The sequence below is a fragment of the Paenibacillus hexagrammi genome (genome assembly GCF_021513275.1).
GTDB classification, from domain to species: Bacteria; Bacillota; Bacilli; order Paenibacillales; family NBRC-103111; genus Paenibacillus_E; species Paenibacillus_E hexagrammi.
Map to the genome: position 1 here is coordinate 4651537 of NZ_CP090978.1, position 13862 is coordinate 4665398.

Genomic DNA, 13862 nt, shown 5'->3' on the forward strand with positions numbered 1-13862 from the left:
TCCACTATTTCAATCCACAATGAAGAACGTAAGTAAATAATCCTTTAAGTGACCTTCACAATTATGGTCATCACAATAACTTTATATAGATTCCTTCTAAAAATCAACCCTTTAGTTTAGTATGCTGCAACCATGCTCTATTGCCCCTTTGTCCAATAAAAAAGAACGCTCCCGCGCTTCGCTTAGGCTACGTCCTCCACATTAAATTTCAGAATTGTTTATTCAAATCACATACGTGAGTAGCAAGTGGTTCTTTATACCAATCTTTTAAATTGATCTAAGCACTAATAAAAAAACTATTATTTCTCGTTCAGTATTGCTGCTTTTACTTTTCTCATGTGGAGTTTTATAGTATTTCACTTAAATTATGTACACTTTAATTTATGTACACATTTACGGGGATAAAAGGATGGATATAGACAAATCGATGATGAAAGGAGGCAGCTATTTCAATAGGGTGCAGCTTATTTTCTTGCCGATACCAGTCCAATAAATCTTTCATAAGTCCTGGCACTAACGAATTCATCGGTGGAACATGCGTACTTCCTTGCAGAAAGACATTCGTAGTTCGATAAGCTCCGGCTTCGCGATCCCTTATGTTTTTTAGAACTAATTGATGCAACTGCTTAATAACAAATTCGCTTATCACAACCTGCTTGCCTACTAATTCCTCTACTAATTCAATTGCCTCAACGTGGTTAATGACTTCAAAGTGCTCACGAAGCGACTTGCCACCAATCGTGATTCCTTCAAGCACTACTTTGGTTTCCGACAAAGTAAGCGTGTTGCCTTCTATTGCATTGGAGTGGTAAGTCCATTCTACTAGAAGTCGCTCTCTTAAAGTTGTAACCGCGGCTGACGGCAACGGTCGCTTGGCATCAATCACTGCCTTTTTACGGTTAATTTGTGTAAAATCCATCTCACTGTCCCTCTCTATACGACAATCTACCCCAAATAGGACAATCCTTCTTTGTACGGAGAGGATCGAGATCATGTTTAAAATGAGGCTCGATCCTCGAGAACGATCGTAATAGGCTTTTCCTTGTTATCATTAGTCTCTTATAGTCTACCCAAGCTGTGTATAGCCATGCAACTTCATGCTCATAATAAGTAGCTTAGAGGTTCATGCATGCAAACCCTGTGCTATCCTTATTCTCCACCCTGCTTCCATCTCCTTCTAGCCGCAAACCATCAAATGCCCCAGCAAGAATCCAGCTCCTAACCGCCGCAAAGCACTTCATCAAACCTGCTACACCAACCGAATCCCTCCCAAAAGCTTATACCAAGCATCCTTGTTGTCCGTGCTGGGGATTTGAACCGAACAGACGCGCCTTAGTCCCCAATCTACCTCCACGACGTCCTTCAAATTCGGCACCGGATTCACCAAGAGAATGCAAAACTCCCTGTTCGTTAGCGTACTCAGAACCGATTCCAATTCCAACGTTTGTTCATAGCTGCCGAAGTATCGGACAAACAAAACAGATTTGGCAAGATCGATTCCCTGCAAAAATCGTCCCATACGCATGCTCAATTTATCGTAATAAGCTGGATACGTCTTTCTCCAAGTCTTCAGAGGAACAATGGGAAAGTCGTGAACGGACACGATGTTATACTGCGTATCCTTGATAAAATACGATTTGAGCTGCTGCTGGCCGCTAGGCGCCTCTGATTCATCGACATATTGGGAGATGCCGAGAATAGGCCGCATATGGCTGAGATTCATGTAACCGGAAAACCGGTTGCGTAGTAATCGATTAACGTCACTTAAGGAAGAAGACACGACCCAATCGAGCGGCATGGAAAATTTACGCAGCCCGTGTACACGCAGATAGCTGGCCGGGTCACAATTTTGTCCCAGGCTGGCAACGAGATCGTACGGCTGCTCTTTGAGTTCGCTCAGGTTCATAGGGATCACCTAATCCTTTTTCTACTAATAAATGCGAATTCATAGCAAAGGATTGGGGATTTCTCTCCGTGCGAATATGGATATTTTTGGATAAGTTTTTCCGAGTTTACTTCAGTCCCGTGTGCATGAAGCTTTCCACAAACTGGCGCTGGAAGACGAAGAACGCGAGCAGCAGAGGCAAAACCACTAGCAGTGTCGCCGCCGTGACCGTCCCCCACTGGGCACCGGTCTCGAAGGACTGGGCAAAGATCGCGATACCACCGTCAGCGGCCGGGTCTCCACGGAATTCGTCACGATCAGGGGCCACATGAAGCTGCTCCAATGCGCACTCACCGAGATCAGCCCAAAGGCGATGTAGGTCGACTTTGCCGAAGGCACATACACATGCCAAAGCGTGTGCAGCCATGAGGCTCCGTCCACTCTGGATGCGTCATCCAGATCAAGCGGAATTTGCTTGAAGGTCTGGCGAAGCAGGAAGACGCCGAAGGAGGAAGCAAAGTACGGCAACATAATCGCCAGCTTGCTGTCGATCAGGCCGAGCTCTTTCATGGTCGTGTAGTTCGGGAAGATGAGAATATCCGGCGGGATCATAATCTGCGTCAAAAACAGGATAAACACGAGGCCACGGCCGATAAAATTCAATCTGGCAAACGCGTATGCCGCCAGCGTCACCGTCACGAATTGCGCAGCCAATATGCCCAGCACAATTTCAATGGTATTCCCGTAATACGTCAAGAACGGGATGGTCTCCCAGGCCGAGAAGTAATTCGCGAGCGTCGGGTGCGTAACCGCGAAGGGGTTGATTCTGGTAATCACTTCCGCCGAAGGTGTGAATGAAGTAAAAATGGTCCATACCAGGGGAACCAGAAAGATAGCCCCCAGCAGTAGGATGATTGCACGATTGAGTGCTCGAGTCAGAATCAGCACAGATTGGCTCCTTTCTCCCTAGTAATGGATCCGCTTGTCTAGGCACGCATAATTGAAAACGGAAATCGCCAGCAGAATGACGAGCAGGATCACTGTCAGAACGGAAGCTTTGCCCATATCCCAGAAGCTGAACGCTGTCTCATAAATATGGTACAGCAGCACATTGCTGGCGTTATCCGGCCCGCCCTTGGTCATAATGTACAGATGATCCACCAGCTTAAAGGAGTTGGTGATCGCGATAATCATAACAAACAGCGTCGTGGGCATGAGCAGCGGGAATGTGATGGCTTTGAACGTCTGCAGCGGTCTTGCTCCTTCGATGTCCGCAGCCTCATACACTTCTTTAGGCAGATTCTGCAAACCGGCTAGATAGAAAATCATGAAAAAGCCTGCTTCCTTCCAAATCACCATGACAATCATGGAAAACATGACCCAATGCGGGTCGCCCAGCCAATTCGGGCTATGCACGCCGAAGACACTCAAGCATTTATCCAAGAGTCCGTAATCCTGCGTATAAATAAACAGCCAGATGTTCGCAATGGCGATCATTGGAATGAAAGTCGGATAAAAGAATGCAGCCCGAAGCAGGCCGGTACCTACAAATTTGCTGTTCACCCACACGGCCAAATAAAGGGCAATCAGAATGCTGATCGGAACGGTTCCGACAGCAAGCCATACGTTGTTCACCAATGCTTGGATAAACACCTCATCCTGAAAAACCTGGACATACTGCTGGGCCCCGACAAAATGCTTGCCTGCCAAATTCGAGCTGAAGAAGCTCAAGTACCCTGATTTGATTGTCGGGTAAAAGGTGAACAAGGCAAGAAAGACGAGGGAGGGAAACAGCAGCGCATAAGCGAAGCCGTTTTCCCTCAATTGATTTTGCGTGCTGCTGCGCTGGATGCGCGATCGTTCACTTGGATCCCTCGTTTCCGAATCTATTGAAAGCTTTTAAGAATAGCATCCGCTTGCTGCTGGGATTTCTCCAGCGCTTCCTGCGGCGACATTTTTCCAAGCAGTGCTGCTTGAATGTTGTCATTAAACAGCTTCGTCACTTGACCGTTCTGGAAGGTGGACAGCTCGCTGTCGGCATATTGCAGCTGATCGCGGGCAACAGCCGCTTGCGGGAAGTCTTTGATGTAATTTTTCAGCAGATCGGTTTCATAGGAAGCTTTGGTAGTGCCTACATATCCCGTGTCGATCGACCACTGTGCGACCCGCTCCGGCTTGGTCAGGAACTCGATGAATTTGACCGCAGCCTGCTTACGTTCTTCCGGAATGTTCTTGAACACGTACAAATTACCGCCGCCTGTAGGAGAACCGTATTTCTTGTTAGCCGGCAGGAACGCAACGCCGAAATCGAATTTCGCGTCGGTCTTCACTTTGGTCAAATTACCGGTTGTATGGTACATCATGGCTGTTTTTCCGCTGATAAAATCGGACGGAACCGTCGCCCACTCCAGGGCGCCTTCCGGCATCACGCGGTCTTTGCGGCCCAAATCACTGTAGAATTGCAGCGCTTCCTGCACTTCCGGCTTGTTAAAAAATACTTGCTTGCCGTCACCCGACGCGATATTCGTACCGCTTTCCAGCGACATCGCCTGCAGCATCCAGTACTGGTAGCCGGTGCTCGGAATTTCGATGCCCCACTGCGTGACTTTGCCCGATCCATCCTTGACCGTCAGCTTGCTGGCCGCTTCTTTCAGCTCACTCCAGCTCGATGGTGCTTTCTCGGGATCAAGTCCTGCTTTTTTAAACAGATCCTTGTTGTAGTACATCACGATCGTGCTGCGCTGGAAAGGCACGCTCCATACCGTATCGCCGGATTTGGTGTTGCCCATGAACGCCTCGTAGAAGCCGTTAAAGTATTCTTTGGAAAAACGCGGTGTTAAATCTTCAATCGCATTCATCGAAATCAAGCTGTACAGGTCCGTGGACAAAAGCACGGCTACATCAGGTGAATTGCCGCCCTGCACGGCCGTTGCCACCTTCGTCATCGTATCCTGGTAGCTGCCGCCATAGACAGGCTTCACGGTAATAGCCGGATTGTCTTTGTGGAAATCATCGGCCAGCTTATCGATCAGCTTGGTAATCGGTCCGCCAACGGCTACCGGAAAATAGAACTGCAGCTCTACAGGCTTATCCGCCTTGGCTGTCTCTTGCGTTGCTGCCGGAGCCGTGCTTTGAGCCGGAGCGGCAGCAGGCTTTGCAGATTGGCTTTGGCCGCAGGCCGTCAGAAGCATGGAAGCCGATAACAGGGTCATCATTACTTTTTTCATGAGAAATTCCTCCTTGAAATATGAGTGAAGTTTTACGTATTAACCTGCCAATTCACTTAATGAAGCAAGTACATAGTCCGGCTCGATGCCGGAAGACGGTATATCCTCAATGGAATCCGCGCCTGTGAGCACGAAGGCGGTATGCATGCCGTTCATGTGCCCAAACCGGATATCGGTCTCCATGCGGTCGCCGACCATCAGACAATCCTGCGGGGCGAGACCCATCCGCTCGAGCGCCTTGCGGGCGTAATACGCCGAAGGCTTGCCTATCACCTTGGCCGTCTGCCGCAGGCTAGCGGTTTCAAGCGCCTTGACCAGCGACCATGTGTCGGGGATCGCCCCGTCATCCATGGGACAAAACGGATCGGGATTCGCAGCGATAAGCTGTGCGCCGTTGCGGAGCGCTCTCATGCCCTGCGTCAGCTTCTCGTAGGTGAACTGCCTGTCCAGACCGACGAGAACATGTGTAGCACGGAGTGCATCCTCCGTCGTCTCCACACCGCAGCGGTCCAGCTCCTGCTTCATCGCCGCTTCGCCGATCATGAAGATCCGTGCAATTGGCTCGTGCTCCCTGAAATACATGCCGGACACGCAAAGGGCCGTCATGACCTCGTCGTCTCCGCAGACTACGCCAAGTTCTTCGAGCCGCTGCTTCACCGACTCCGCCGTGCGGATAGTGGTATTGGTTACGAAGAGCAGCGGCTTCCCGCGCTGCCTCAGCAGCTGGAGCGCAGACGCTACCCCCGGCAAAAGCCTGTTTCCAGCATAGATCGTTCCATCCAGATCAAACATGTACCCTTTGTACTGCTGCAAGTCCAGCAGTTCTTGACCCACGGCAAGCTTGTCCGTGTGCTCTGCCCTGTTCGCGTTCGCCGTCACAATCCTACCTCTTTCCAACAAAAATAACCCTTGTTCCCAAATACGAAATAGGCTGGATCCCGGCACCCGCAAAGATGCCAGCCTGACCTATTCCGCACTTATTGAACAAGGGTTTTCTCCTCATCTCAACCCGAAGTCCACAGTACGCATGTCCTGTATAGAACCATCATAGCGGACTTGTGTTTGTGTAATATCAACGTTATTTATCGGTTTTGTAAAAGCTGCCTGGCATCCTCCGCATAATGCCACATCGATGGATCACCTGAGGAGATAAAGTCGGCACCGCTTGAAAGCGCACTGACAATCTCATCTTCGTAACGGATCAGACCGCCCACGATCAAGGGCTGCTTAATGGTTGCCTTCAGCTCCTTGATGACCCTAGGCATCAAACCGGGCATAAGCTCGACTTCATCAGGCTGGGCACTGGCGATCATCCGCACTGCTGTCTGCACGGCTGCTGTATCAATAGCGAAGATACGCTGGATGCTGCGGATGCCGGCCTGTCTGGCTGCAGCGACCGCATTCGATTTGGTCGTAACAATACCGTCGGCGCGGAACTGTCTAGCCAGGAACTCGACCGTGTGCGAGTCTCTGCCAAGGCCCGAAACCATCTCCAGATGGACATAGACCATCTTACCCGATTGATGAATTTGCTCGATAATCGAGCCCAGATTGCCGATATGACCGGCCATCAGATTGACGCGCTGCACGCTGCTGCCAAGCACGCTTGGTATCTGTTCCTCTCTGGTGACCGAAGCGATGATGGGATAACTTGTCACAAGTGAACACCCTCTCCATACTCAATCTACTCCCTACTATAACCCTCTATTGTTTGTGGAGTATTAAGAGAATAGGGAAGCTGAATCTTCCCCAGAAAACTACTGATCCCTTCATTTCAATTTCCGTATGCCAGCTGTCTAAGGGAAGCCGAATCTCCCCCTTACATTAATTGGCAAAAGTAAGCGTCTGAAGCATGCGGCTGAGTAATGCCGCCGTTTCCGCTCTTGTTCCCGTAAGAGTCGGCGCAAAGCGCTGCTCGGAAACGCCATGGATCAACTGCATGCTGGCCAACGCTGTTGTCGCTTCCTTCGCCCAGTCGGCGATTTCCGTTCGATCTTCAAAGGCCGTGCTGCCGTTCACGGTGTCAGCCGGACGCTTGTAGCCGGCAAACTGCATGGCCCTGTACAAGATGACCGCCATTTCCTGGCGGGTAATCGGCGCGTCAGGGCGGAACGTACGATCTTCGTACCCCGTAATCAGTCCGTGCGCCGAGGCAATGCCAACCTCGTCTGCGAACCAATCGGACGCTTTCACATCGTTGTAAGCTGCACCCTTCGCAGGCTCGGAGCCAAGCCCCAATGCGCGAACAAGCATAGTGGCAAATTCCGCTCTGGTGATGCTCCGCTGCGGATCAAAGGTGCCCTCAGATACGCCTTGAATGATATTTTGACCTGCCATTCTTTCAATATCAGCCTTCGCCCAGTGGGAAGCTGTGTCCTTAAATGCTGCGGCTTGGCTGCGTACTAACAGATACGTGCTGTTGGTACGGCTGTACACGACAACCTTGCCGGCTTCGATTCGGAACGGCACCGGTTGGTATACCGTCTTGCCGCTGACATCCGTTACAGCACGCACCACTGCCAGCGACTGGGCTGGGGTTGAGCTGTCCGTATCGATAGCAAACGTTCGAGGCACATATGCCGTAAAACTGGACACTTCCACCTGATCATCCTCACCGCTTGAGGCCTTAACTTCGAAGGTCAGCGAAGCTGCTACCTCCATGCCCTGTTTACTTGCAGCAGCTTCGGCATCAGGATTCCTCTGCATGTGCACAGTGAGACTCACTTGATCCGGTGAAACTCCAAGCTTATTGCCAAGCACGGAGAGATCGATCTGATCCGCCGGTAATTCAAAGCTGCCCATATTTGTTTGAAACACCAGCGATGACTGCTTCTCACCTGACAAAGCGGCTTGCAGCGCAGCTGGATTCAAGGTGAACACGGCCTTGTGAACGTCTTTTTCTTGCTGTAGGTCGAAGACTATACGATCAGAACCCGCAGCTGCATTGACAGCGTTCTGAACGATATCATCCGTAATCGAGTACTCGACGCTTTTCACACCATTCTCGTCCTTCACTTGAACAGGGTCAGCAGGCGAAGCCGAGCTGCCGGAGTGACCGGAGGAATGGCTGCCACTGCCATTTCCATCGCCGTTGCCACTACCGTTACCGCTATCGTTTCCATTACCATTACCATTACCATTACCATTACCGTTGCCGTTGCCGTTGCCATTGTCGTTGTCGTTATCGGTGCCGCTACCGCCACCACTGCCATTATCCCCGCCATCCGAGTCGATGCGGATTTCGACCGGCTGCGTGTACAGGTCATACGGACGCGTGCCGTCGATCGCATACGTGTAGCGCAGCAGCGCATGGGCGGTGCCGGTATGCTTGGCAGTGATTGCATTGCCGCTTGCTTCCAGGAGATCCTGTCCATCCAGCCACACCAGCTCAGGTGTAACTTCCGATTGCTCGCCCTTGAATGTCGTCATTTTGGCGCCCAGCGCTGATGTATCACCGGATTTCAACGTGTAACTCTCTTGATCGGCTTGAATGGATGCAGCCCAGGTTGAAGCCCAATCCGCATAATCGGTTGTGATACCGTAAACTCCGCTCAGGAAGATATTGATAAAATCATTTCGGTTGTCGTAGGTCCATGGCGACACGATTAATCCTCTATGCTTGGCGGCTTCCAGGAACTTACCGGTCAGCTCGCTGTTATAGCCTGTGTCAAAGGAAGCGTTCAATGGCTGTACGAGCTTGAGCGCATCCCGAAGCGACTTTTTCGTATCATCCTGCTTTACGGTTCCCGCACTCACCAACAGGCCGAGCGGCATCTCCGGCATCAGCTGTGACATCAGCCTGAGCTGACTCGCATTAAACGACATCGTATCGATGTTCGCTTCCGCGCCCATACCCTTGATGATTTGAACATAGGTTTCTACCGCCTCGGACGTGCTTGTTTTGATTTCAGCCATAATCATACGATCATTTGCCAACGCCAGATCAATCTGTTCGTTTAAGGTAGGGATTTTCACATCCGGATAGCCCGTTGGGAACGGCTTGTTGGCATTGAGCGCCTTCAGCTCCTCGAGCGTAAAGTCCTCCACTTTACCTGTGCCGTTCGTCGTGCGGCTTACATCCGAGTCGTGCACGATCACGATATGTCCGTCCTTGGAGATATACATGTCGTTCTCGATAAAATCAGCCCCGGCCTCGACGGCCAGTCGGTTACTCTCGATCGTATTTTCCGGTGCTTTGGACGGAAGACCCCGGTGTCCGATCATGTAAGGCTTACGGATGAGGGTCAGCCCGTGTGAGTACACCTTCAGCGCATCGACAGCCGCCTGCGGTGTATCGGTAACGATTCCGTTTACACCCGCAGTAATCAAGGTATGCATCGCAATATCTTTGCCTGAAGCAGGGGATGAATCTTTGACCCAAACAGAAACCATCCGCTTCTGCAGGTAATCCATATTGGCACGCGTTGCCGCCTGCGCCGGCAGCAGCACGATTTTCGCCAGATTGACCGTTGCTTGTCTGCGAATGTCCAGCAGCTTCGCTTCCATATAGGCTTCTGAAGAATCTGCCACACTTGCATCCCAAATCCCGCGAAGCATGGAGTAAGCCGTCCGTGCCTGCCTCACAAGCTCGCCATTGTCGGACATGACGAACGCGTCCTCCAAGCCGGCACGCTTCACATAAGCGACCAATGCATCCACCGTTTCGCTGTCCTTCACATAGAAAGATGGCATCATTTTGCCGTGTAATGCTGCCAGTGCCGTGTCCAGGCTCCCGAGCTGCTCCGTTCCGGCAGGATTCGTTACTTGCAAACTGCTGTCCACATGCAAAATAACTGTAGCCGGCATGGCTGCGCCTGTCAGGCCTTCCAGCTGCTCAAGGCTCGTCGCTTCCGTTACAAGCGTCGGCGCCATGGCAATTTGCGTATCGGGCTCAGCAACATCCACATATTGATCCGAAGGATTCACAATCGCAGGAAGCTCTTCCTGCTGCAGCGTGACGCGAATGTTGTCCACTTTCATCCGGCTGCCGTTAGCTTGAAGACCGATTCGTCCTTTCAGGTAGCTGTCAGCCAAGTTCGTATCGATCAGCAGCTCGCTGCCAATCCATTCCTGTACCCGGCTCCCATGCGCTTTGATCATGTAATGGTACATGTTGCCGGGATTGATAGCCTCCAGATATGGGCCTTTCTCGCGGACATTCCATCCGTTCGCCGGTGTTCTTTCGGCAAATTCAACGCCATTGGTTGCGGAGGCGTCCTGTCTGACGGCCATTTGAAAATACGGATAGTTGCTATTTTGAATGCGGTACATGATGGAATTCCACCTAGCTGTATCGTTAGAACCCAAATTCGTTACATCCGCCTCAATTTTATAATCACCAAAGGCATCCAAGTAATCCGGAAGCAGTACCCGTGAAGGATTATCCGGTGAAGCGAGCGCATTGATCTGGAAGGTGCCGTCCTGCACAGCTGCTGCGCTTGCTGTCGTTCCTTCAATTCTTGACCATCCTTGCGGCAGAGTGCCGTCGGCTATGAAATCGAAGTTCTCTTCATACAGCACGTAGTCGCTGTCCGCTGCATTCTTAGCTACGACTAGAAGCGGCAGGTCTGCTCCGTCTTTATGCGCAGTCACACGGTAGACGCCCTTCTGCTCTACCGTCATGCTGCTGCCACTGAATGTGACTTCAGGGCTTTCCGCCGTCCACGTGACGTCGCTACCCGTCAGCTCGCCGGTGGAAAAATCGCTGTAATCTGCCTGCAGCGCAATCGTATGCAGATCGATAGCCTGCCCGGCATTCGCCTTGATATAGCCTTCGCTATGCTTCAGCGTCGTTACCTCCGCTCCGGCAGCCGATGGTGTCACCGTTAACTCCCCGCTCCACTGTGTATCAGCGTAGACAGCGGTTAGTCTGACGGTTCCCTTTTTCAGCGGATAGAGCTGGTGGTCCATCACTTTAAGAACTGAATCGTCGGATGAATACCACTTAAAAGCGTCCGCAGGAGCTGCTTCCCTCATACCGTCAGAATAGTAGACACTTGCTGTAACACTCATTGCCCCTGATAGCGCCTCAGCTTCACTCGGTAACATGACCGACAGCTCATCCGCCGTCACACGCGTGACCTTGATATTATCAAAGGAGAGCTTGCTTTGGTCGCCTTGAATGCCGATCTTCCCCTTCTCCATCACGATTTCTTGAGGAAGCGTTTGATCCGTGAGCAAAGTGAAGTCAGAATCGGACTTAGCTTTGATATATTCCTTGACATTGTTACCGAATACCCGAACCTTGAGCGTATAGTCCGAATTCAACGCCAACTTCTTCCAGGTACCGGAAATCGGCGTAGGCGAGTACCAGTTTCCGTCCGCTTTGCGATAAGCGTACTCATAGGTTCCGTCTTGTCGGACAGCCATCTGATCATAAGGAACCTGCCCGCTCGAAGGGACGCGGAACATGATCGCTCCCCATCGTTTGGCGTTGACGACACTTTCAAACCGGATATCCCCTTCAATGGTATAGTTGTCCCACTGTACGGGAGCTATCGCTCTGGCCTGCTTGCCCGAAGCCTTCCCATCAAACAGCATTCTGCCGTTTCCGTACGTATCCTGAACAACAGTGAAAGGGCTGCTGCCGCTGTTCACATCCGAGATCCAGCCATAAGGTAAGCTGCCGTCGGCATAGCTGTCAAAATTCTCATCCAACAGCACAGGATTCACATCCCCAGACACCGGATGGCTGTTTGTTAGCTTGACAATGCCATACCCGCTCGTATCATTCCAGAACGAACTGGATTGATAAGCGCTCCAGTAGCTGGTCCGCTGCTGAGCCGTATCCGATCCGTAGCGGTCGGTAACGCCGATCTCCATGCCCAGCTCTTTGGTGAGGAACGGATCAAAGTTCAGCATATCCCAAGGAATGGCCGCCTCCATCGTCCACCCGGAGCCCGTCTTCTGCATAGCCCGCAAAATCTTACGCTCATCCTTGCCGCTATGATTGTTCAGCGCCGCACCGAATTGCAGCTTGGGTGTCGTCGTATCCGGCTGAACCATCAGTCCGATCTGCATATCATCAGCGGCAAAAGGCGCCGATTGATGCTTCGTCGGATCCAGGAACAGGTTGACTCCATCCTGATCAAACCAATAGCCAGATCCATTATGGATCAGTACATCATCATCGGCTTGAACAGCTACATACAAATAGCGGTTATCCCACAGCAGGCCGAATCGCGAATCCTTGAAGGACCCTTCACCCACATGCCGGTCCAGGGACTGGTCTAGATGCCAAATCGATTCATCCAGCTTGCCGTCAATTACCGGAGCTTTGAGCGTCTTCTTCGCTTCTAACGAGCTTCTTTCATTGTCCGCTGCATAAGCGTGTCCACCGAGCAAGCCAGACGGCAGCGTCCCGGTCATCATGGTAAAGACCACGACCAGCTTTATCGTCGTCGCCGTAAATTTTTTCATGGTATACAACCCTTTCCTCACTGATAAGTCGGTCAGCTGCCTCTTGCAGAAGAATCAATCTGGGTATGGTTCCTCCTTTCCCGTTGTTATTCAGAGAACACAAAAACCCCTCCAATCCGCAAAAACATCCGCCCGCTTGGGGCCCTGTGCTTGCTTCATGGAAGGGTTTTCTCCTCATCTCTACCCTTATCTATTCGATTGTTTCTTCCGCTTCTTTATCCCGTATCTGCTTACAGCTTATCAGGCATCTATTCGGGCAATATCAACGTGATGAAAAGAGATTGTAAAGACTGCGTCCAGGTTTGCTGCAGCCAGCTTGCGAACGATTCCTTTTCCTCAAACTGCGGATAATGAGCCGACTGCTCAAACACAATGAAGTCCTTCGACGGGGCTTCCAGCTCCTCATAGTACTTTTTGGCGGCTTTGACCGAGGTCATATAATCATACTGTCCCATTACAAAGTAAAAAGGAATGTCCAGCTTGCGGACAAGATGCGTAATGTCGTGCTCCGTTTCTTCTTGGAGTAGACGCTCTTGCGATAGAGCCACACCCTTTACATAGCGAAGGACATCAAGCCCGTTATACTCGGGATGGAACAGGAAGCCCGTATAATAGTCTCCGTTATCATCGATCAACCTCGCTGCGCCGCCATATTTGCGAATGACACTTCTGGGGGTGTAACTTTCTCCTCGTTCAACCGGCCCTCGCAGCAGCTCCAATTGCTCCGCTTCCTTAAGGTTCCCTGCCTGCTTCGCTCGGTCAATGATAAACGCAAGGCTGTCCCGTTCACTCTCCACATGATCCGCTACCTGACCGATCCCGATATAAGCGGCAAATTTATCCGGCGCTTTAGCAGCAGCTTTCATGCCGATGTACGTGCCGAATGAATGGCCGATCAGCAGCACTTTGTTCTGCCCGAATTCTTGCTCCACATAATCGGTCAGCGCCAGCAAATCATCAACGAGCAGGTCAGAATTCAGACCCGAGTAGTCCTCGAAAAAGTGATACGACTTCCCGCTCCCCCGCTGATCATACTGTACAATGGTAAAATACTGTTCAAGCAGATCCTGGTATTTCGTCACATAGGGAATCTCCGAGCACCCCGGACCTCCATGTACAAAGATAATGATCGGATTGTGCCGGTCTTTGCCTCTGATCATAACTTCGTGTCCCGTACCGTTGATCTCGATCTGCTTTAACGTGCTTATGCTGTTCGCTCCTCGAATGGGAGGCGTCCATGTCGGCCCAAACATTTTCATCGCAATAAGCAGAAGTATGGCTACTAATACGATTTTACGAATCCTTTTGCGTGATGTTCTCAAATAGAATGG

The 13862-nt window shown here is 51.1% G+C and carries 8 protein-coding genes and 1 pseudogene; all 9 read right to left on the minus strand.

The genetic code is table 11. The annotated features are described in order from the left end of the window. Positions 1-376: 376 nt before the first annotated feature. Positions 377-919 carry a Fic family protein gene (locus L0M14_RS20975; RefSeq protein ID WP_235118526.1) on the minus strand — a complete coding sequence of 181 codons (543 nt, stop codon included), beginning with the start codon at positions 917-919 and terminating at the stop codon, positions 377-379. A gap of 330 nt (positions 920-1249) precedes the next feature. Further along, complete coding sequence (locus tag L0M14_RS20980) at positions 1250-1906, minus strand: DUF1796 family putative cysteine peptidase (RefSeq protein WP_235118527.1); 657 nt, start codon at positions 1904-1906, stop codon at positions 1250-1252. Between the two features lie 106 nt (positions 1907-2012). Then, a pseudogene (locus L0M14_RS20985) lies at positions 2013-2824 on the minus strand (carbohydrate ABC transporter permease). Positions 2825-2851: 27 nt separating this feature from the next. Next, on the minus strand, positions 2852-3709 hold the full coding sequence (locus L0M14_RS20990; RefSeq protein ID WP_235118528.1) for a carbohydrate ABC transporter permease: 858 nt from the start codon (positions 3707-3709) through the stop codon (positions 2852-2854). Between the two features lie 62 nt (positions 3710-3771). Beyond that, complete coding sequence (locus tag L0M14_RS20995; RefSeq protein ID WP_235118529.1) at positions 3772-5112, minus strand: ABC transporter substrate-binding protein; 1341 nt, start codon at positions 5110-5112, stop codon at positions 3772-3774. Positions 5113-5151: 39 nt separating this feature from the next. Next, positions 5152-5991, minus strand: coding sequence for an HAD-IIA family hydrolase (locus L0M14_RS21000; RefSeq protein WP_235118530.1), 840 nt, complete (start codon positions 5989-5991; stop codon positions 5152-5154). 203 nt (positions 5992-6194) lie between these two features. Further along, on the minus strand, positions 6195-6770 hold the full coding sequence (locus L0M14_RS21005; protein WP_235118531.1) for a glycerol-3-phosphate responsive antiterminator: 576 nt from the start codon (positions 6768-6770) through the stop codon (positions 6195-6197). Positions 6771-6936: 166 nt separating this feature from the next. After that, positions 6937-12531: a glycerophosphodiester phosphodiesterase family protein gene (locus L0M14_RS21010; RefSeq protein ID WP_235118532.1), complete on the minus strand. Its 5595-nt coding sequence runs from the start codon at positions 12529-12531 to the stop codon at positions 6937-6939. Positions 12532-12779: 248 nt separating this feature from the next. Then, positions 12780-13853 (minus strand): alpha/beta fold hydrolase, encoded by a 1074-nt coding sequence (locus tag L0M14_RS21015; RefSeq protein ID WP_235118533.1) that lies wholly within the window; start codon positions 13851-13853, stop codon positions 12780-12782. Positions 13854-13862 lie beyond the last annotated feature (9 nt).